At 58.2% G+C, this 18,594-nt stretch carries 18 protein-coding genes and 1 pseudogene; 6 read left to right on the top strand and 13 right to left on the bottom strand.

Going from position 1 to position 18,594, the window contains the following annotated elements; translation table 11 throughout:
• Nucleotides 1-12 precede the first annotated feature (12 nt).
• From AvAM_RS14600 to AvAM_RS14555, 10 genes are all read right to left on the bottom strand, one after another.
• Entirely contained in the window at nucleotides 13-1,164 is a 1,152-nt protein-coding gene (locus tag AvAM_RS14600) for an acyl-CoA dehydrogenase family protein (protein ID WP_056743879.1), read from the bottom strand.
• Between the two features lie 43 nt (nucleotides 1,165-1,207).
• Nucleotides 1,208-1,996, bottom strand: a complete 789-nt coding sequence (locus AvAM_RS14595) for an ABC transporter ATP-binding protein (protein ID WP_056743881.1) — start codon at nucleotides 1,994-1,996, stop codon at nucleotides 1,208-1,210.
• Between the two features lie 60 nt (nucleotides 1,997-2,056).
• Nucleotides 2,057-3,307 carry an ABC transporter substrate-binding protein gene (locus AvAM_RS14590; protein ID WP_083235468.1) on the bottom strand — a complete coding sequence of 417 codons (1,251 nt, stop codon included), beginning with the start codon at nucleotides 3,305-3,307 and terminating at the stop codon, nucleotides 2,057-2,059.
• Nucleotides 3,308-3,392: 85 nt separating this feature from the next.
• The gene (locus AvAM_RS14585) at nucleotides 3,393-4,451 is read right to left on the bottom strand and encodes a branched-chain amino acid ABC transporter permease (RefSeq protein ID WP_231940635.1); all 1,059 of its coding nucleotides are present in this window, start codon (nucleotides 4,449-4,451) and stop codon (nucleotides 3,393-3,395) included.
• On the bottom strand, nucleotides 4,448-5,332 hold the full coding sequence (locus AvAM_RS14580) for a branched-chain amino acid ABC transporter permease (protein WP_056743883.1): 885 nt from the start codon (nucleotides 5,330-5,332) through the stop codon (nucleotides 4,448-4,450). Before AvAM_RS14580 ends, AvAM_RS14585 begins: the two co-directional genes overlap by 4 nt.
• Nucleotides 5,329-7,296, bottom strand: coding sequence for a long-chain fatty acid--CoA ligase (locus AvAM_RS14575; RefSeq protein ID WP_056743885.1), 1,968 nt, complete (start codon nucleotides 7,294-7,296; stop codon nucleotides 5,329-5,331). Before AvAM_RS14575 ends, AvAM_RS14580 begins: the two co-directional genes overlap by 4 nt.
• Nucleotides 7,293-8,090 (bottom strand): ABC transporter ATP-binding protein, encoded by a 798-nt coding sequence (locus tag AvAM_RS14570; RefSeq protein WP_056642819.1) that lies wholly within the window; start codon nucleotides 8,088-8,090, stop codon nucleotides 7,293-7,295. Before AvAM_RS14570 ends, AvAM_RS14575 begins: the two co-directional genes overlap by 4 nt.
• A 112-nt stretch (nucleotides 8,091-8,202) precedes the next feature.
• Nucleotides 8,203-8,964: an SDR family NAD(P)-dependent oxidoreductase gene (locus tag AvAM_RS14565; protein WP_056642823.1), complete on the bottom strand. Its 762-nt coding sequence runs from the start codon at nucleotides 8,962-8,964 to the stop codon at nucleotides 8,203-8,205.
• Between the two features lie 33 nt (nucleotides 8,965-8,997).
• On the bottom strand, nucleotides 8,998-10,236 hold the full coding sequence (locus tag AvAM_RS14560; protein ID WP_056642825.1) for a thiolase family protein: 1,239 nt from the start codon (nucleotides 10,234-10,236) through the stop codon (nucleotides 8,998-9,000).
• Between the two features lie 129 nt (nucleotides 10,237-10,365).
• Nucleotides 10,366-11,427 carry a CaiB/BaiF CoA-transferase family protein gene (locus tag AvAM_RS14555; protein ID WP_231940634.1) on the bottom strand — a complete coding sequence of 354 codons (1,062 nt, stop codon included), beginning with the start codon at nucleotides 11,425-11,427 and terminating at the stop codon, nucleotides 10,366-10,368.
• 95 nt (nucleotides 11,428-11,522) lie between these two features.
• On the opposite strand from AvAM_RS14555, the gene AvAM_RS14550 reads away from it, so the two are divergent.
• The 3 genes from AvAM_RS14550 to AvAM_RS14540 all read left to right on the top strand — a co-directional run bounded on the left by AvAM_RS14550 (nucleotide 11,523) and on the right by AvAM_RS14540 (nucleotide 14,693).
• A complete protein-coding gene (locus AvAM_RS14550; RefSeq protein ID WP_231940633.1) occupies nucleotides 11,523-12,335 on the top strand; it encodes an enoyl-CoA hydratase/isomerase family protein in 813 nt (270 codons plus the stop codon).
• A gap of 12 nt (nucleotides 12,336-12,347) precedes the next feature.
• Nucleotides 12,348-13,571, top strand: a complete 1,224-nt coding sequence (locus AvAM_RS14545) for a phenylacetate--CoA ligase family protein (RefSeq protein WP_056642827.1) — start codon at nucleotides 12,348-12,350, stop codon at nucleotides 13,569-13,571.
• A gap of 69 nt (nucleotides 13,572-13,640) precedes the next feature.
• A complete protein-coding gene (locus AvAM_RS14540; protein ID WP_056642830.1) occupies nucleotides 13,641-14,693 on the top strand; it encodes an MBL fold metallo-hydrolase in 1,053 nt (350 codons plus the stop codon).
• 371 nt (nucleotides 14,694-15,064) lie between these two features.
• On the opposite strand, the pseudogene AvAM_RS14535 reads toward AvAM_RS14540, so the two are convergent.
• A pseudogene (locus AvAM_RS14535) lies at nucleotides 15,065-15,739 on the bottom strand (DDE-type integrase/transposase/recombinase); the annotation flags it as partial.
• Nucleotides 15,740-15,858: 119 nt separating this feature from the next.
• On the opposite strand from AvAM_RS14535, the gene AvAM_RS14530 reads away from it, so the two are divergent.
• The 3 genes from AvAM_RS14530 to AvAM_RS14520 all read left to right on the top strand — a co-directional run bounded on the left by AvAM_RS14530 (nucleotide 15,859) and on the right by AvAM_RS14520 (nucleotide 17,416).
• The gene (locus AvAM_RS14530; protein ID WP_056642833.1) at nucleotides 15,859-16,101 is read left to right on the top strand and encodes a hypothetical protein; all 243 of its coding nucleotides are present in this window, start codon (nucleotides 15,859-15,861) and stop codon (nucleotides 16,099-16,101) included.
• A gap of 233 nt (nucleotides 16,102-16,334) precedes the next feature.
• Nucleotides 16,335-16,991 carry a tyrosine-type recombinase/integrase gene (locus tag AvAM_RS14525; protein WP_108499779.1) on the top strand — a complete coding sequence of 219 codons (657 nt, stop codon included), beginning with the start codon at nucleotides 16,335-16,337 and terminating at the stop codon, nucleotides 16,989-16,991.
• Nucleotides 16,988-17,416 carry a hypothetical protein gene (locus tag AvAM_RS14520; protein WP_020228498.1) on the top strand — a complete coding sequence of 143 codons (429 nt, stop codon included), beginning with the start codon at nucleotides 16,988-16,990 and terminating at the stop codon, nucleotides 17,414-17,416. Before AvAM_RS14525 ends, AvAM_RS14520 begins: the two co-directional genes overlap by 4 nt.
• On the opposite strand, the gene AvAM_RS14515 is transcribed toward AvAM_RS14520, so the two are convergent.
• Both AvAM_RS14515 and cadR read right to left on the bottom strand, forming a co-directional pair.
• Entirely contained in the window at nucleotides 17,413-18,120 is a 708-nt protein-coding gene (locus tag AvAM_RS14515; protein WP_082564899.1) for an SOS response-associated peptidase, read from the bottom strand. The genes AvAM_RS14520 and AvAM_RS14515 overlap by 4 nt on opposite strands.
• Nucleotides 18,092-18,529, bottom strand: a complete 438-nt coding sequence (cadR, locus tag AvAM_RS14510) for a Cd(II)/Pb(II)-responsive transcriptional regulator (protein WP_020228496.1) — start codon at nucleotides 18,527-18,529, stop codon at nucleotides 18,092-18,094. Before cadR ends, AvAM_RS14515 begins: the two co-directional genes overlap by 29 nt.
• Between the last annotated feature and the right edge of the window lie 65 nt (nucleotides 18,530-18,594).

Raw genomic sequence — 18,594 nt, 5'->3', positions numbered from 1 at the left:
AGGCCGTGCTCATCAGCCAGCCAAGATACTGCGCGCAATGATCAACTTTTGAATGTGACTAGTGCCTTCGTAGATCTTTGTAACGCGCACATCGCGATAATAGCGCTCGACCGGGAAGTCGTTGACATACCCGTAGCCACCATGCACTTGCAGCGCCGCAGAGCAAACCTTTTCAGCCATTTCGCTGGCATAGAGTTTAGCAACGGAGGCCTCCTTACTGGTTGGCAGGCCCGCATCCGTAAGACGAGCTGCATACAGCATGTACTGGTGCGCCACCTCAACCTGCATGGCCATTTCCGCCAAATCAAAGCTAATGGCCTGCAGTTCGGTGAGTGGCTTGCCATAGGCCTCGCGCTCTTTGGCGTAGCGGATGGCTGCCTCCAGCGCTGCACGGGCAATGCCGATGGCCAGGGCGGCGATTGCGATGCGCCCATCGGACAACAGCGATAGTGCTTTGCCATACCCGCGCCCTTCCTCACCGATCATGTTCTGAACTGGAACACGCATGTTGTCCAGCTGAATCTGAGCCGTGTGGGCCGTGTGCTGGCCCAGCTTCCTTTCGATACGCAAGCATTGGTAGCCTGGATCTTCGGGGTCCGCGATGAACAGGCTGAAGCGGTGACGGGCACCTGGTTCCGCAGTTGCTGCCACGACGAGCGCAAAGCCCGCTTCACTGCCATTGGAAATCCATTGTTTGCTGCCATTGATCACATAAACGTCGCCGTCCCGCTTAGCCGTGGTCCGGATGGCTGCGGTATCCGAGCCTGCATGGGGCTCTGACAATAAAAAGGCACCAATGCGCTTGCCACTGGCCAGATCCGGCAGATGGCGGGCCATCTGTTGTTCGGTTCCAAAACTACGTAACACGTGCGCAGCTGAGTTGTGGACGTGCATCATGGTGGCGAAGCCACCATCGGCCGCTGCGAATTCTTCAATAGCCAGGCAATACTCCACGAATGAAAGCCCGGAACCGCCGTATGCTGGCGGGGCGAGCATGCCCATGAAGCCTACGTCGGCAACTGCCTTGATTTCGTCGTGTGGCCAAGCCCCCGTGCGATCACGTTCGGCGGCCGTGCTACCCACCACTTCAGTCGCGACACGCCGGGCAGACTCCCGAATAATGACTTCTTGTTCGCTCAGCAATGCATTGGAAACGATGCTCATAAACCCATCCTTGAAAACTTGGAAAACGACTGACCCAATGCGGTCAACCCAGCCAGCGCTTGCGGCGGCGGTAATGTTTCATGTCGCGGAAACTCTTGCGCTCCCCATCGACCGTCAGGCCGAGGTAGAACTCTCGAACGTCCTCGTTGGTCTTTAAGCTGTTGGAGGGGCCCTCTAACACGATCCGTCCGCTCTCCATCACATAGCCGTAGTCGGCTAAATCCAGAGCGACGCGGGTGTTTTGCTCCACGATCAGCAGAGTCAGACCGCTGGTCTTGAGGTCACTCAGCAAACCATAGACCTCATCGACCATCAGCGGAGCCAAGCCGAGCGAAGGCTCGTCGATCATCACCAACTTAGGCTTGGCCATCAGGGCCCGTCCAATTACCAGCAATTGCTGCTCGCCGCCCGACAGGTAACCTGCTGTGCGAGTACGCAAGGCTTTCAGACGCTTGATGCGGCTATACACCTCATCAAGCATTTCCTTGGCATCGCCAGCGCTGCCCATATGACCGCCCACCACCAGGTTCTGCTCCACTGTCATGTGGCGGAGAACCTTGCGCCCTTCCATGACATGTACCAACCCCTTGCGAACGACATCGACGGGGTTGGCACCGGTGATGTCCGCACCATCAAATTGAATACTCCCCGCCGTCACACGACCATCCTCTGTCCTGACCAGGTTGGAGATGGCCTTGAGCGTGGTGCTCTTGCCAGCGCCATTGGCGCCCAGCAAGGTCACGCACTGTCCAGCGGGGACTTTGGCGGTAATGCCTTTGACAGCAAGAATGACGTCGCTGTAGAGGACTTCAACGTTGTTCAGTTCAAGCACGGGTAGCTCCAGATGATGTGGCCTGGGTCTCGGTGGCCCGAGACCCAGGCCGATTTGCAATTACCACTTGTTCAACACAGGAACCGGAACGTTCTGCTCGAGAAGTTTGTACTTTCCCTTTTCGACGGTGCCGATGTTGACGGCTGTGCCCGAGGTCGGGAACGGCGCATCATTGTTGAACTTGATATTGGGCAACAAGCCAAAACTGCGCTCGGTAGGCATGGGGGTGGACAGCAGTGCAGCGCGAACCTCTTCGCCCGTCACACCGCCAGCACCTTTGACCTTGACAACATTTTCAACGGCACGAACCGTCAACATCGCTTGGCTCATGCCCATAATGCAGGCAGAGTTATAGGCGGCTTGCAACTTGTATTGGCTGCGCAGTTTCTCGAAGAAGTCCCGTGCCGGTGTTGCGCCTTCGGCGGCCATGGCCATGCCATAGACCTCATAGTTTCCATCCATTTGGCTCAGGTCACCCAGCGCTTTCCCCGACGAAAGCAACCCGTTATGAGCGCTAACCACTATCGGAATATTGGTTTTTCCAAGGCTTTGCAGGGCGCGCCGTGTCGCCACTACCGATGCTGTATTGTTGAACACCTGCAGTACCGTGGCCCCCTTGCGGACCAGGCGGCTGACCTGCTGGGTAAGGTCGGTCGGCTGTGCTTCGGTATAAATCGTTTCAACGACTTCAATGATCTTCGGATTGTCCTTAGCGAACTTCTCGACACCTTTGTGGATGTCCACGTAGGCCGGCGATACTTCCGATGAAATCACCCCCACCTTGAGAGGAGCAGACGAACCCGACTTCTTCTGCATCCACACATAAAACGCAGCCGCTTCGTGCGGGTAAGTGGCACGGGCATTGAACACCCAGTTATCACCCTTCCAAGCAAATCCATATCCTGCTGTCGACTGGACAAGAGGCACCTTGTCACTAGGCAAGCGCTGCTGCAGCGCATTGGTATCTGCACCGCCCACACCCAGAACAGCCACCGGGTTGAGCTCGGACTTGATGCCTGGCCAGAGGCTGGCCACTTGGGCGACGTCATAGCGGGTGTCGAAATCCTTGATTCGCAATGCGACGCCCTGCGCTTTACCGACCTCTTCGCTCCACCAGTCGAGCACCGCACGGCGGCATCCCGTCATATCTTTCATGATGTCTGCGAAAGGTCCGGTGAAGTCAGCCAGGCCAGCCACGTTGTAAGTAGTCTGAGCTTGTGCCATGCCGCCAAGGCACAAGGCTGACGCCAGTAAAGCGCCGCGTTGCCCCAGTTTGACCATTGCCGACAACTTTGCTCGATTCGTTTTCATAAAAAAAGTCTCCTTTTGTAGTAGCGCTTTGCATTGGAGCAGCCCTTCCCAGCGCCTAAGGTGGCTGCAGAAAACAGGATTGCGGTCAATATGGGTAAGGCCACATGCGATAAGACCGCTTGACGATGTTCCACCGGTGCATCAGACCGCGTGGCTCAAAGATCAGAAAGGCCGCGATGACTCCACCCAGGAAAATATTCATCACTGCGAAAACAACATCTCCGCTCAGGAAGGAAAAGTTCTCGACCAGTGAAGGGCCCACGATGGTGATCGTCTCCTGGGCAGTACGGATAACAAACACGCCGATCAGCGCGCCCGTCACCGACCCCATGCCACCCACAATGATCATCGCGATGAACCATATCGAGTGGATCAGGGTGAACTGGTCAATCGCCACGAACCTGACGTAGTAAGCCCAGAGCCCTCCACCGATGCCCGCGTAAAACGCACCCAGCAAGAAGGCAAGTACCTTGGTGCGCACGACATTGATGCCCATCATTCCTGAGGCCACGTCGTCATCGCGCACTGCCGCAAAAATTCGACCATGGCGGCTGCGTGCGACGCCGTAGGCGCCCGCAATCATGATGAAGGCCACTACCAGACACAGGTAGTAAATGCGGGTATCGGTGTTGAAAACGAAACCAAGGAGCTGTGCTGGTTCCAGAGTGATGCCGTTAGATCCCCCCAGCCACTTGGCAGGCAGGTTGAGCACAAAGAAGTGGAACAAAATCTGCGCAGCAATCGTGGTCAAGGCAAGGTAAAAACCCTTTATGCGCATTGCGGTTAATCCAAACACCAGCCCAAAAAGCGCCGCGCACAGCCCGCCGATGGGCAAAGCCAGCCAGAAAGGCAGGTGGCCTTTCGTCGCTAGGAGCGCTGTTGCATACGCACCAACCCCCATGAACGCAGCTTGACCCAAATTGATCTGACCCGCTAGACCAGTATTGATCTGCAGCCCCATGACCACCACTGCAGTAATCAGCATAGAGGTCATGATCGCCACCCAGCGGACCTCGCTGATCAGGGGCAGCGCAAACAACGCTATAACAAACAGGCCCAATGCCACCGCCTGGCTGCGCGTGCGAATTAGTGCTTGGTCTTTGGCGAAAGAAGTCGCGAATACACCTGCGGGATCCATGCTCATACCCTCTCAATGGTTTTCCACCCGAACATGCCGGTGGGACGAATTAACAACACCACCAGCATGATGATGAAAGGAAAGACGGAGCCCAGCGCTCCCCCCACCAGGGGATCGAGATAGGCCGAAGCCAAACCCTGAATCACACCCACCAAAACACCGGCGATCAGCAAACCTGCGAGGGACTCCAACCCAGCCAGCAAGGCCACCGGCAAGGCAGCCAGGCCGATGTCGGAGCTCATCATGTTGATGGAGCGGCCACTCAAATGCACTATCGCCCCCAGTGTGGAAAGCACGGATCCCAGCACCCACGCAAAGGCAATGGAACGCTGCACCGAGATGCCCATGGACATGGCCACCTGGTGGTCTTCCGCCACGGCCGTCATGGTCAAGCCAGCCCTTGTCCGGTTGAAAAACCAGGAGAGGCCAACGCCGATGAAGATGGTCATAATTCCACCGTAGAGCATCGAACGGGAGACGATGAGATCGCCAACGATGATCGGATCCAGAGGAAAGATGATCGGAAAAGCACGCACCTGTGGACCAAAAAGCACCAACACAACGCCTCGGATCAGAATCAAGAGACCGATCGTCACCATGACCATCGAGAAGACGGATTCCCCAACCAGACGGGCAAAAAATATCCGCTCAATCATGAAACCAAAAATTGCAGCACTAACGAATGCCACGGGCAATCCGACCCACAGCGGTAGACCCATCTGAATAATCGTCCACCACACCATGTAGCCGCCAAAGACCACCAACTCACCTTGTGCAAAGTTGAACACCTTTGACGCGCGATAGATCACGACGAAACCCATGGCGATCAACGCATACAGAAGCCCTGACAGCGCACCGTTTATCAGGTAGTTAATAAAATCGATCATTTCCGTCCTCTGCTTCGGGCTGCGCCCAGGTGGTCTGACCCTGCGGCGTCCGTGTCATGGATGGACACCAGAGCCTCGAAATTGCCGCGCCGACCGTCCTGGTAGGTCACAGGAATATCGATACGCACGGCGTGCAAGCCGTCATATAAACCGTTGATCAGCGTGGCGTATCGCACCTCCAGGAATTCGCGCCGCAGCTTTCTCGAACGTGTTAGTTCGCCCTCGTCCGGATCAAGCTCTTTTGGAAAATTGGCGAATCGCTTGACCCGCGCATGCGCCGGCAAAAACTGATTCACACGGGTAATTTCCTGACTGATCAACTCTGCGACCTCTGGCCGCTGTGACAAATCGGTAAAGGTTGAAAATCCGATCCGCTTGTCTTCTGCCCACCGCGACAGAACAGCCATGTCGATATTGATGAGAGCGGCCACGAAGTCCCTCGTCTCGTCTCCCACCGTCATGATGTCCTTGATGAAGGGACTGAACCGAAGGCGGGTCTCGACGAACTGCGGCGGGAAGGTTTCTCCGCTGCGCAAACGCTTGAGGTCCGACAACCGCTCCAGGAACACGAGCTCGCCTAGCTCAGTTTTCGTTACGGCATCGCCCGTGTAGAACCAGCCATCTTTCACCTTCGACTCTACGGAACCCTCTCTGCGGTAGTAGCCCAGAAACGGGCTTCCGCCACGAATCTGCAGCTCTCCGTCCGCACTCAAGCGCCATTCCAATGGTGGGCCCGCCTCTGGATGCGCCTTCATCCAGTGCCCTACGGTCTCCAGATCAAATCGGTCACCCTGGTGGCATGTCAGCAACCCGGTTTCGGTGGAGCCATAGATGTTGCGCAGAGGTATACCCATGGCATGGAACATGCGAAACACATCCGGTGCCATGGTGGCACCACCGCAGCTGGCACAGCGCAGCCGGGTCAGGCCGAGCAGATCTCGCAACGGGCGCAGAACCAGTGCATTGGCGATAGGAAACAGCAACCGGTCCAGCAGGCCAACGGGTTTTCCATCCAAGCGCCCCACATTAACGGTGTGACCGATCTTCATGCCCCACTCGTAGACACCTCGTCGAATGGGTCCTGCGTCGAGCATGTGCGCCTGCACAGAGGACGCCATGCTTTCCCACTGGCGCGGAGCAAATGTCATACCTTCCACCGCCAATTCCCGAATGTTGGACAACACCTGCTCCGGGCCCTCGGGGAAGTTCACTACCATGGGCAATCCCAATCCCATGGTGATGCCATATATTTGTTCAGTGGCCCAGGATGGCGCGATGTAACTCAGGTATTCCATACCCGGCTTCACATCCATGGAATCGATCAAGCGCTGGGCGTTGTCGATCAAAAAGCGATGCGTGAGGATCACGCCCTTGGGCTGCCCCGTCGTGCCGGAAGTGTAAGAAAGAACCGCTATGTCATCGGGGGCTCCCGCATCCACTAGCGCGTCGTACATCTTTCCGTTACGTTGATGGATTTCACGCCCTTGCCGCTGCATGCCATCGAAGGTTTGCAGGATGGGGTCGTTATACGACCACATACCCGTTTCATCCCAATACACAATGTGGCGCATCTTCAACGTCTTGTTCCGGACATCCAGGCCCTTGTCAACCTGCTCTTGGTCCTGCGCGAACAAGATGACTGCTTCGCTGTCGTCCAAAAGATAGGCCACCTCCTCCGAAGTGAGGTCCGGGTACATGGATACAACTTTGCATCCCAGTGCATGCGCGGCATACTCGGCCCAGTAATGCTGCGGCTCATTCTCACCAATGATGGCAATGGTCTCACCCGCTTTGACGCCTGCTTGGTGCATGCCCAGCGCAATCTCTCGAACGTTGCGCTGCACATCCGCAAAGCTGTACTCCCGCCAAATGCCGCGCTGCTTATGGCGCTGGGAAAGACGGTTGGGGTTAGCATGCGCATGCTTGCGCAGCAACTGGGGAAGGGTCGCGATTTCGAGTTTCATTGGACGCCCTCCCCAAGATAGGCTTTAAGCACTGCGGGATTAGCCTGGATCTCCTTGGGCGTTCCATCGGCGATCTTGCGTCCAAAGTCCAGCACAGCGATGCGGTCAGCCAGGTCCATCACCACACCCATGTCGTGCTCCACCAAAACAATAGGAATGCGCTTTGCCTCGCGCACATCCAGAATGAAACGTGCCAAGTCTTCTTTCTCTTCAGTATTCATACCGGCCATAGGCTCATCCATCAACAGAATCTTCGGGTCTTGGGCCAGTGCGCGCCCCAAGTCCACGCGCTTGCGAAGCCCATAACCGAGGCTGCCCACCGGCGCATGCCGGATGGATTCAATTTCAAGAAATTCAATGATTTCTTCCACCACCTCCCGATGCAAAACTTCTTCCCGTTTTGCCGGGCCGAAATGGAAAAATGACTGCACGAGATTGGCCCGCATGTGCATGTGGCGCCCCACCATCAGGTTCTCGATAACGGTCATGCCCGAAAAAATGTGCGTACCTTGAAAGGTGCGCGCTAGGCCCTGTGCCGCCACGTCGTGAACCGCCATGTCGCGCACGTTGTGCCCGGCCAGGGATATCTCGCCTTTCTTGGGGCGGTAGAACCCGCTCAGGCAGTTCATCAGAGAAGACTTTCCCGCTCCGTTCGGCCCGATGATTGCCAGCAGCTCGTCCTTGCGCACATCAATCGAAACATCATTCAGCGCCACAACTCCACCGAACTGCAGCAGCAGATTCTGGGCTGTCAGCACCACGCCTTCCCGCTGGCTTTGAATGGCTGCATTCATTGGTACCTCCACTCTGAATTCTTGGCTTTGTCCATCGAATTTCCTTCATAAGACCTTTGCAGGGTCTACGCATCCATTTGCGGGAATGCTCGCAGCGATCAATGGACCACGACTAACAACGGACACCCGCATCCAGGCTGATCGTGGTGGCATTCAAATAGGCGTTTTCCACAACGTGCCGAACCAGTCCACCGAACTCTTGTGCCTGCCCCATGCGATGAGGAAAGAGGATGACGTTGTCAATAATGTTTTGCGACACCTTCGTTGGCATGCCTGCAGACATGGCGGTCTCAAACAGACCAGGCGCCACGGCCACCACTCGGATTCCGTGTTGCGCAAGATCCCGCGCCACCGGAAGCGTCATTCCAATGACCGCCGCTTTGCTGGCGCTATATGCGGCCTGGCCCACTTGACCCTGCCACGCAGCACCAGATGACGTGTTCACGATGACCCCCCGTTCACCGTCGACATTGGGCTCGTTCTGCGACATGGCCAACGACGCATAGCGCACCACGTTGAATGTCCCGGTCAGGTTGATGGCGATCACCCGGTTCCAAAGATCCATCGGGAATAACTCGCCCTTTGAAAGCGTCTTGCAGGGACCCAGAATTCCCGCGCAATTTACCGCCACATGCAGCGCACCAAATTCCGCCACTGCCGCGTCTACGCCAGCCTTCACACTGGCCTCGTCCGAAACATCAACCTTCTGGATTCGCACGCGCTCGCCCATCGGCAGCACCTCGCTCGCAAGGCGCTCTTCGTCCAGATCAACCGCCATGACGCTCGCTCCGGCCGCAAGCAATGCCTTGCAAGTGGCGAGCCCCAGGCCTGAAGCAGCTCCTGTGACGAAGGCAATGGTATTTTTGACATCCATACTGTTTCTCTTGTCTCTTATTGAGTGCAGCGCTCAGCGCGCCAAGATGGTGATACAGGCAACAGCTTCTTCAATGCCCTCAAGACCGCCACCGTTTTCTGCCAGCGCAATCCTTGCGTCAGTCACCTGCCGCAGTCCGGCTTCCCCGCGAAGCTGAGTTACCAACTCATGGACTTGGGCAATACCGGTGGCCCCAACAGGGTGCCCCTTAGACTCCAGGCCGCCGGACGGATTAACGGGAATGCGGCCACCAATCCGGGTATCACCCCGCTCGGCAATCACACCGCCCATGCCGAACTCACAGAAACCGAGGTTTTCTGTCTGAATGATTTCACCCATGGCCGTGGCATCGTGCACCTCGGCCACCGAGATATCTGCTGGGCCAACACCTGCCAGTTCATATGCCCTGCGCGAAGCCAGTGCTGTGCAGTGGTTGGTGTAGTCGTCTTCGCTCCGGTCGGAACCGCTTTGCACTACTGCCGCCAACACCTTGATGGCACGCTTTTCATCGATGTTCAAGCGCATAAGCGCCGAGCGTGTGCAAATGATGGCTGCTGCTGCGCCATCAGACACCGGGGAGCACATGGGCAGAGTCAATGGGTAGGTGATCGGCGGCGCGGCGAGCACCTCTTCGATGCTGTAAGCCATCCGGTACTGCGACAGCGGGTTGTGCATGGAGTGCGCGTGGTTCTTGGATGAAACGGCGGCTAACTGGCGCTGCGTCGTCCCGAAAGTGCGCATGTGCGATCGTGCAAACGCCGCATACACGTCCATGAAAACGCTGTACGGCCTGGGTGAGGTACTCCCCTCGGGCACCGCCACGTCGCGCCCCATCTTCATCAACTCCCCACGAATCTCTTCTGCACGCGAGAGATCCCAGGCACTGTCAAACACCGAGAACATCTTGAGCTTGTCGGATGAGAACATCTTCTCTGCACCAACAGCCAAAGCGACATCGCCAGCACCCGACTTGAGGTGATTGCAGGCTAGAACGAACGCCGACGAGCCGCTTGCACAAGCGTTTTCGACGTTCACCACCGGAATGCGCCCAATCCCCATGGCCCGCAGCGCAATTTGCCCACGAATCATGTGCTGGCCATCCATATGCCCCTGGGAAGTGTTCCCAAAAAAGGCCGCTTCCAAGTCTTCTTTTTCCAATCCCGCGTCCGCCAAAGCAGCCGCCGTGGCCTCGCGTGTGAGCGCCTTGATGTCTTTGTCCAGATGCCGTCCGAATGGCGTCATCCCCACACCAACCACATAGATATCTTCCATCGCATTTCTCCGTGGCGGATCTTCTTGATCCATGAAAGTCAAATAAATTACTTTGCGTAAGATGTTTTTACTGTACAGTAAAATTCTCAACTGCTTGCCAGGGATTACCCTTGGTATCACATTCGCGGCTCAGCAAAGCGGCAGGAATCGCATGCCCCGCGCAGTCTCAATATCGCCCTGCTCAGTCACGCTGTACAAACCACGAGCCACGTTGTGGGGATGAGCGGCGGCTTCGGCCATGGTGAGCACCGGCGCAAAGCAACTGTCAGTGCCTTCCATCAGTGCATTCCAGTACGTACTAGGTTGGGAAGCAAAGCGCTGCGCAATCCGCGCCTTGAGAGACGGCCACAAAGTCTTGTCCATTTGCCGTGCGGGGTCGACATCCGTCAGCTGCAATTGCGTCAACAGCAATGCATAGAACTGTGGCTCGATTGCACCGACCGTGATGTATCGCCCATCGCTGCACAGATAGCGGTCGTAGAAGGGTGAGTCATGGAAGACACTGGGTTCGCTGCCTTCCAATCCGCCACCTTGACGAATCAGTTGCACGAGCGGCGACAGCATTGCCAACACATCAATGATGGCGCCGTCAACCACGCAGCCCTGGCCCTTATCCCGCGCGCCTAGCAACGCCGACACCATGCCAAATGCAAACCCGAGGGCGCCGGCAGCATCCCCAACCACTGTGGGTGGAAGCATGGGAGGGTGTCCCGGTTGCTCGGTGATCGACATGAGCCCAGTGAGAGCGACATAGTTCATGTCGTGCCCGGCGGCCTGAGCCAGCGGCCCATCCTGCCCCCAGCCCGTCATGCGCCCATACACAAGCCGCGGGTTGTATTCACCACATACATCGGGACCCAAACCCAGGCGCTCCATCACACCCGGGCGGTTGCCCTCAATCAACCCGTCGCTTTGCGCGACCATGTCCAGCGCCCGCGCCTTGTCCTCGTCGTTCTTGAGATTCAATGTGACGCGTCGTTTGCCGCGCGACAAGAGCGCCCCGTCCTTCGGAGTGAGCTCATCAGGCAATGCGCTCGCACCTGGCCGCCCGACCACAGTAACGTCAGCGCCCATCTGCATCAACATGAACCCAGCTAAGGGCCCTGGGCCGATCCCCTCGAACTCGACGATCTTGATACCCGATAGCGGGAACATGAGCGGGCTGCTCTTACTTCGCATGAAGAACTCCATTTGTTTAATTGTTTTACTTTAGGGTAGAATTTTTAACCTATGGGTAATGGAAAACCCCATGTCCCTCAAAACAGAGGCAAAAGCAGAATCGATCCATGAACACGCAAGCCAGCAAGGAACCCCTGATGTCGACACCGGTTGTGATTACAGACGTACGAAAAGGCACCATGTGGATTCGCCTGAACCGACCTGATGCAATGAACTCGCTGACCCCGGCGGTGCTTCGGGGAATAGACCACGCACTCAACGAAGCACAGAGCCGCGGAGACGTGATATCCGTCGTATTGACGGGCACTGGACGGGCCTTCTGCGCGGGCGCCGACCTCAAGTACGTCAAGACGCAAGCGGGCGAAAGTGGCACCAGTGGCTTTCTGGACAGCGTACTGTCCACCATGAACCGGATTGACCGCTTTCCAAAACCCGTGATCGCCGCCCTGAACGGCATAACTCTGGCGGGCGGGCTCGAACTGGTGCTGTGCTGTGATCTAGTGCTGGCGGCAAGGAGCGCCAAAATTGGCGACGCACATGCCAACTACGGCCTGATCCCCGGAGGGGGGGGGTCGGTGCGCCTGCCGCGGGTCATTGGCCCCACACGCGCCAAGTACCTTCTCTTCACGGGTGACTTCGTGGACGCGGCAGATCTTGTGGAAGCGGGCCTCGTCAACCAAGTGGTGGACGACGACCAGCTCGAAAGCGTTGCACAAGCCGTGGCCGACAAAATTGCCACGAAGAGCCCCCTTGGCCTGCGCCGCATGAAAACGCTGGTCGACGATGGTTTGCAACAGCCTCTAGACACCGCCCTGCGATTGGAGCTTCTGGCCTCTGAAGTGCATTCCCACAGCGCCGATCTCCACGAAGGCCTGGCCGCATTCAACGAAAAACGCACCCCGCGCTTCACGGGCCACTAGGACGGCAACGCCATGCATACGTTACCCACCACCGATCGATTCAGACTACTGCGTGCTTCGCAGCAATTCGCCTACGACCGCGCCCCGGCCATCCGCGCGGTCTATCAGCTTGCAATGATGACGCCGCAGGATCTCCAAGGCCCTGCCGACCTTGCACGGCTCGCCGTCACAAGTAAGGATTCACTGCTTGATAAGCAGCGCCAGTCACCGCCATTCGGTGGGTTTCTCGCTGCCGACGACACATCTATCCGCCGCATTTATGTCTCCCCAGGCCCCGTCTATGAACCCCATTCTTTCGACGAAGACACTGGCAAGGGCTTCTCGCATGTGTTCAGGCAGGCGGGAATCGGCCCCGGTGACCGTGTACTCAACACCTGGTCCTACCATCTTGTTCCAGCCGGCCTATTGCTAGATGCGGGCATTGCTGCCACCGGGGCGACGCTCATTCCCTGCGGGCCCGGCGGCGCCGAGCAACAAGCGCAGCTCATCATGGAACTGGGCATCACCTGCATTTGCTCCTCCACCTCCTTCTTCGTGACCTTGGTCGAAACGCTTGAGCGCATGGGCTACGACCTGCCTTCTCAATGGAAGGTCCGCTCCGCAATGCTGGGCGGCGAACTGGGTGACTGGATGGGCAAGCGCCGCGCATTGGAGCAGAAATACGCAATCCGCACGTTCTCGGCTTATGCCACCGGCGACTTCGGGCTGATTGCTTACGAGGAACTAGGACAACTGGGCTACACGGTCCAGCCTGACCGGCTCGTCCAGATCTGCGACCCGCACACCGGCGCACCCCTTCCGCCGGGCGAACCCGGCCAGATAGTGGTCACCACGCTGGACAGCGGTTGGCCTCTGGTCCGCTTTGGCACAGGCGATGTGGCGCAAGCGCTGGCCCATTCCCCGGATGGTCTCGTCGAACGAATCAGTTTGTTGCAAGGCCGAGTGGGCCAAGGTGTCAAAGTACGCGAAATTTTCATCTATCCACGCAACGTGGAAGAGCTGATCATCCGGATCCCGGCTATAGAACGTGCCCAGATCATCGTTGAAAAAAAGCAGCATCGGGAAACTGCAACCTTGCGCGCGGTGCTAACGCCAGGGGCTTCTCACTACGCCACGCAAAGCGATTTGATCGAAGTGTTCAGGCAATTGACCCGCCTGAGGCTCGACTCAGTCGAGTGGGTAATCCAAGAAGATATGCCCATTGACGCACCCTTGCTGGTTGACAACAAGCAGTGAAATTCTAAAAAGCCATTGGTCTGATGCACCTAGTGGCTATACCGTCGCTTACCTCATGAAACGATAGCAATGATTGAACTCGCAGCCAATCCACTTATTTATCCATTCAAGCCACCATCGTCACGACACTGGGTCGAGATCGCCCCGGGCGTACGCTGGATCCGACTGTCGATGCCATTCCGACTCGACCACATCAATGTATGGGCCATAGATACCCATGATGGCTGGGTGCTGGTAGATACCGGCCTGAATAACCCCGACACCGTGGCCGACTGGCTGGCCCTCATGGCGCACGGGCCGCTGGCACGGCCACTCCAAGGCGTTTTCGCCACACACATGCACCCAGACCACATCGGCTTGGCTGGTTGGTTCACGCGTCGCTTTGGTGTGCCGCTGCACATGAGCCGGCTGGAGTACCTGACCTGCCGCGTGATGCATGCCGACACGAACCGCGAAGCCCCGCCCGACGGCGTGCTCTTCAATAGATGCGCCGGCTGGTCGGAGGCAGCCATTGAAAGCTACCGCAGTCGCTTCGGCAGCTTTGGTAAACATATCCACGCTCTGCCTGACAGCTACCGACGGTTGCAGGACGGCGACCACGTCCAGTTGGGTAAATATGGCTGGCGGATCATCACCACCGGCGGCCACTCACCAGAACATGCCTCTCTGTACTGCCCCGACTTGAAACTGCTGATCTCCGGCGACCAGGTGCTACCGAAGATTTCGTCGAATGTTTCGGTGTTCGCCAGCGAGCCACAGGCCAATCCGCTGAAGGAGTGGTACGAAGGGCTCGACAAACTAATGAGGGATGTTCCCAACGATGTGTTGGTACTCCCCTCTCACAACGAGCCCTTTTATGGACTGCATGAACGCCTTGACTCGCTCAGGTCAGGCCAAAATAGTGCACTGAATCGGTTACGTCAGACATTGACTACCGGGCCTCAACGGATCATCGATACGTTCGCTGCACTCTTTCATCGCTCCATCGGAGAACAGGATGCGCAGCAACTGAGCCTGGCAACAGGTGAGGCAGTTGCTTGCATAAACTTTCTCATCGCACAGGCCACCATAGAAGTCACGATGGACGAAAACGGGGTCGCGTGGCACTCAACAAGATATTGACATTGAAGTGCCGCCCTACGCTCTATGGTGAATCGACCCGGTTGATCTAGACGCCGTCGAGCCTCGAACCGAAGCCCATTGGCAGGTGCAACGGTGTTTCGGCGGCAATCTGCGGAAATCTGACCGAGAAGTCCCCTGAATTTTTATTCGTTTGAGCGACCGTTTTGAGTCGTTATGCACAGTGCGCCGTTATGAGTAGCCCGGTGGGTGTGAACCGCCCCGGGGCGGTTCACCATGCCCATCCGGGATTGGAAAGCTGCCCTGACCCGATTTACCATTCAGTTCGGAGACCGCATCTCCATCAACTGTATGCGTCCGGCCAACCCATCTTGAATCGGATGAATGGGCTGTGATGCAACCAACATAAACTGCTATGTGTCGCATCCCGGACGATCATAGGGTCGCTTGTGGAACAGGTGCGGGTGCTCCTGATACCAATCCTTCATGGCTTGCATCGGCGTCTTGCTCTTGAGTGCTGACTGCGGCAGCTGGTGGTTGTACAAAACCACATAGCGCAGCAAGGTCTGCTCCATGTCCTCGCGGCTGTTGAACCGGTGGGTCTTGAGCACATCGGCAATGCGGCCATTGAATCGTTCGACCATGCCATTGGTTCTCGGTGTTCTGGGCTTGGTCAACCGGTGTTCGATACTCAGTTCTTGGCACAACTGGTCGAACTCATGGTTGCCGCTGGGCTCGCGCTCCCTGCTGGCAAACAGGCGGTCCGTGAACTCCTTGCCGTTGTCGGTCAGCAGCTTGGTGATCCTGATCGGACAGGCCTTGTGCAATGCCCTCAGAAAGGCCCGTGCACTGGCGGCTGTCTTGTTGGCCTTGAGTTGTACGAACACCCATCGCGTGGCCCGGTCGATGGCCACAAACAGGTAGCGCCGTTGCGATTCGTCCTGCATCTGGGGCAGGTACTTCACGTCCATGTGCACATAGCCAGGCTCGTAGCTCTTGAACGCCTTGTGCACAGGCTGTGGCTCCTGGGGCTTGAGGGCGTTGAGGTTGCCCGCCCCATGGCGGCGCAGGCACCGGTCCAGGCCCGAGTGACCTTGCCCCTGTTTCGTGTAGTTCTTAACCCACGATTCACGCGGCCTTTTTACGCTGTGCCTCGTACCAGCGCTGCTCGTATTTCTTGAGCTGCTTCAGCTGTCGCAGCTACACCGTGGTCGGCACCAGTGAAGACCTGCACCGCCTCTTCAGCTTCTACTGGTTCCTGGAAGCCGAGAGCAGGAACACGAGGTCCCGCGAATGGGCTGAATACTTCACGCTCATACGCACTCAAATTGACCTGTTCACCATGGACAAATTCGATGAGGAACTGGTGACCCAGTCCAGAGAGGCCGCCCGCAGCAAGCCTCTGAAATTCTGGAGTCGGTACCGCATCTCGGGAGGCGCACTTGCCTAGCCACGCACAACCATCGATGGCCCCGGCAACCGCCCCTGACGGCGCGCCAGCTGACCTGGTCGTCAGCTCTGCGCCGGGCCCGGCCGGCGCCACCCAAGTCCTGAGCCGTTACCGCGACGACGTGTGGGAGCTGTGGCCCTACTTCGAGCAGTCGAACCTGACCCCCAGCAGCAAGCGCATCGACTGGGCAAACGTTCCTGAGCAATTCAGGCCCGACACCGCAGATCCGGACCGTGTCCGGCCTGCATTGGGCCGGCCGGATGAAAGGCTTTGCCGCCTACGCCGGCGTTGATTGGCGCCTCTCGCCTCACCAACTGCGCCGGGCGTACGCCTGGACCTTCGTGCGGCATCGCCTGGGAAATGTCCTCTTCCTCAAGGAGCAGTTCAAACACTCGAGCATCGAGATGACGCAGCTGTATGCGGCGAACCCTATGCAAGATGACGCGCTGTTTGAAGACCTGTTCACGGAGATCAGTGCCCGAAAAGTCGAGCTGATCGAAGGCTGGCTCCACGCGGATACGCCCCTGGCGGGGCGCGCCGGCCAGCGAATCGTGAGCATGCGGGCCCACGACTTCCCTAGCCGCGAAACTCTCATCGAGGAGACGGCCGATTGGATCAATATCCGCAGCACCGGCCATTCGTACTGCTTGGCCCAGGATGATGGCTGTGGCGGGGCCGGTCTGTATGAGCCGTGGCGGTGCGGCGCCTGCAATGACTCTGTGATCGACAGTTCCCAGCGGATCGCGTGGCAGGCAATACACGCCCACCAACTGGAGCTCCAAGTGGAGGCCCGCGAGTTGGGACCGGCAGCGGTCCAGCGCGTGCAACGAGACCTCCACCGGGTCGAAGACGTCTTGAAGCAGCTGGGGCCGGGGATCGAACCGCTATGAAAGCCAGATGGGACCGACGCCAGGCGCCCGAAGAGGTTCGCGGGCGCAATCGAGACACAACGACCGCCGATCTGTGGGAGGCTCTGGCACGCCTGCAGCGTGCCGAGGCCGTTCCGACGATCACAGCCCTAGCGGTCGAGGTCGGCGTCACTCCAGCGTTGATTCACAACCGCTACCCGGATGTCGCGAAGGAGGTTCGCCGCCTGAGCGGCCGAGAGCCCGGCGCAAGCGAGGACAGCCTCAAGGCGGCGCTCAAACGCGAACAGGAGACTGCCCGTGATTTGCGCGCCGAGAACTTGGACCTGCGCAAGCAGCTTCAGGCCATGGCCTCGGTGAACGAAGCGCTGCGGCAGGAGGTCAGGATTCTGCATGCGACCGGCCACGCGAAGGTCGTGAGCTTCGTGCCCGGGGCACCGACACGCTAGTCGAATAGGGAAGCTGTTTGAGGAACGGCCTTAGCCGGCGCTCGCTCGACCGGCTCGCCGGTGGCTGCCAGGCGCTCAGGCGGACAAGCCTGCATGAAGTCCATCGAGCCTTCGGCGGGCGCGTCCAGCCAGGCGTCGTACTGGGATTCGTCCAGCAGGACGACCATACGCTTCTCTTCGCCTGGGCGGTGATAGTTGCACATGACGGGATGGGAGTCGGCGTTGACCGTCATGAGCGTGAAGGTATGAACGCGCTCTCCTGCAGGCGAATGCCAAGTGTTCCATAGCCCGGCGATCGCCAAGGGGCTGCCGTCGGCCGCGCTGATACGTGTGGGCACGTGCACGTTCGAGCGCCAGTCTGGCTCGTAGATGGCCTCAGCCGGGACAATGCAGTGCTGGGCCTTCTTCCAAGCGGCCTGGAACGGCCTCGCGGTGGCAACTGTTTCGGAGCGGGCGTTGTACGTCAGCTTCACCTTGCGCATATCGGTGGCCCAGAAAGGGATCAGGCCGAACCGCGCGACAACGGCCTCGCGCTCAGGAACCGCCTCGTCGCCCGATTCGAGCTCGGGCGGGCGCCTCACGATGGGCGCAAAGCGTCCTGGAAAGACATCTCGATCGAGAACATCCAAGCCGCTGTCGCGGATGGCTCGAAAGAATTCGCGCAGCCGCGCTGCGTCAAGAACCGAGTGGTAACGAGCGCACATTCTTTGAATTCTGCTTGGCCGCGCGCTCAAGTCCACCCAGGATGCCGCAGTTGACCGCGGCACGGCCAACCGAGCAGCTGCGGTGCAGTGAGCGCAATTCGGCTTCCAACGCCTTCAGCTCCCGGATGCGGACCACGACCTGCTCGATGTGACTTGCAATCAGCTCATCCACGACGCCGCAATTCTCGGAAGGAGCGTCTTTGAAGTGCAGCAGCGTGCGGATCTCAGCCAGCGTCATGTCCAGGCTGCGGCAGTGCCGAATGAAGGCGAGCCGCTGGGCGTGCTCAGCCGTGTAGCTGCGGTAGTTCCCCTCGGTCCGGGCGGGGGACGGCAGCAGTCCCTCGCGCTCGTAGAAGCGGACCGTTTCGGGAAGCGTATTGGTGGCCTTGGCCAGGTCGCCGATCTTCATGGATGAGCCGCCCTTGCAGCGGGCTTGACTTTGTAGTTGCTAGAGGGTTTCCAATTATGCAGTCC

Origin of the sequence: Acidovorax sp. NB1 (assembly GCF_005405905.1) — a bacterium.
Taxonomy (GTDB): domain Bacteria; phylum Pseudomonadota; class Gammaproteobacteria; order Burkholderiales; family Burkholderiaceae_C; genus Acidovorax.
The sequence above is the reverse complement of the archived record's forward strand: the minus strand, read 5'-3'. Positions and strand labels throughout refer to the sequence as shown.

Bases quoted from the DNA above. Each gene is read 5' to 3' on its own strand.
- AvAM_RS14600 (WP_056743879.1), bottom strand. From the start codon at position 1,164: ATGAGCATCGTTTCCAATGCATTGCTGAGCGAACAAGAAGTCATTATT.
- AvAM_RS14590 (WP_083235468.1), bottom strand. From the start codon at position 3,307: ATGAAAACGAATCGAGCAAAGTTGTCGGCAATGGTCAAACTGGGGCAA.
- AvAM_RS14585 (WP_231940635.1), bottom strand. From the start codon at position 4,451: ATGAGCATGGATCCCGCAGGTGTATTCGCGACTTCTTTCGCCAAAGAC.
- AvAM_RS14580 (WP_056743883.1), bottom strand. From the start codon at position 5,332: ATGATCGATTTTATTAACTACCTGATAAACGGTGCGCTGTCAGGGCTT.
- AvAM_RS14575 (WP_056743885.1), bottom strand. From the start codon at position 7,296: ATGAAACTCGAAATCGCGACCCTTCCCCAGTTGCTGCGCAAGCATGCG.
- AvAM_RS14570 (WP_056642819.1), bottom strand. From the start codon at position 8,090: ATGAATGCAGCCATTCAAAGCCAGCGGGAAGGCGTGGTGCTGACAGCC.
- AvAM_RS14565 (WP_056642823.1), bottom strand. From the start codon at position 8,964: ATGGATGTCAAAAATACCATTGCCTTCGTCACAGGAGCTGCTTCAGGC.
- AvAM_RS14560 (WP_056642825.1), bottom strand. From the start codon at position 10,236: ATGGAAGATATCTATGTGGTTGGTGTGGGGATGACGCCATTCGGACGG.
- AvAM_RS14555 (WP_231940634.1), bottom strand. From the start codon at position 11,427: ATGGAGTTCTTCATGCGAAGTAAGAGCAGCCCGCTCATGTTCCCGCTA.
- AvAM_RS14550 (WP_231940633.1), top strand. From the start codon at position 11,523: ATGAACACGCAAGCCAGCAAGGAACCCCTGATGTCGACACCGGTTGTG.
- AvAM_RS14545 (WP_056642827.1), top strand. From the start codon at position 12,348: ATGCATACGTTACCCACCACCGATCGATTCAGACTACTGCGTGCTTCG.
- AvAM_RS14540 (WP_056642830.1), top strand. From the start codon at position 13,641: ATGATTGAACTCGCAGCCAATCCACTTATTTATCCATTCAAGCCACCA.
- AvAM_RS14520 (WP_020228498.1), top strand. From the start codon at position 16,988: ATGAAAGCCAGATGGGACCGACGCCAGGCGCCCGAAGAGGTTCGCGGG.
- AvAM_RS14515 (WP_082564899.1), bottom strand. From the start codon at position 18,120: ATGTGCGCTCGTTACCACTCGGTTCTTGACGCAGCGCGGCTGCGCGAA.
- cadR (WP_020228496.1), bottom strand. From the start codon at position 18,529: ATGAAGATCGGCGACCTGGCCAAGGCCACCAATACGCTTCCCGAAACG.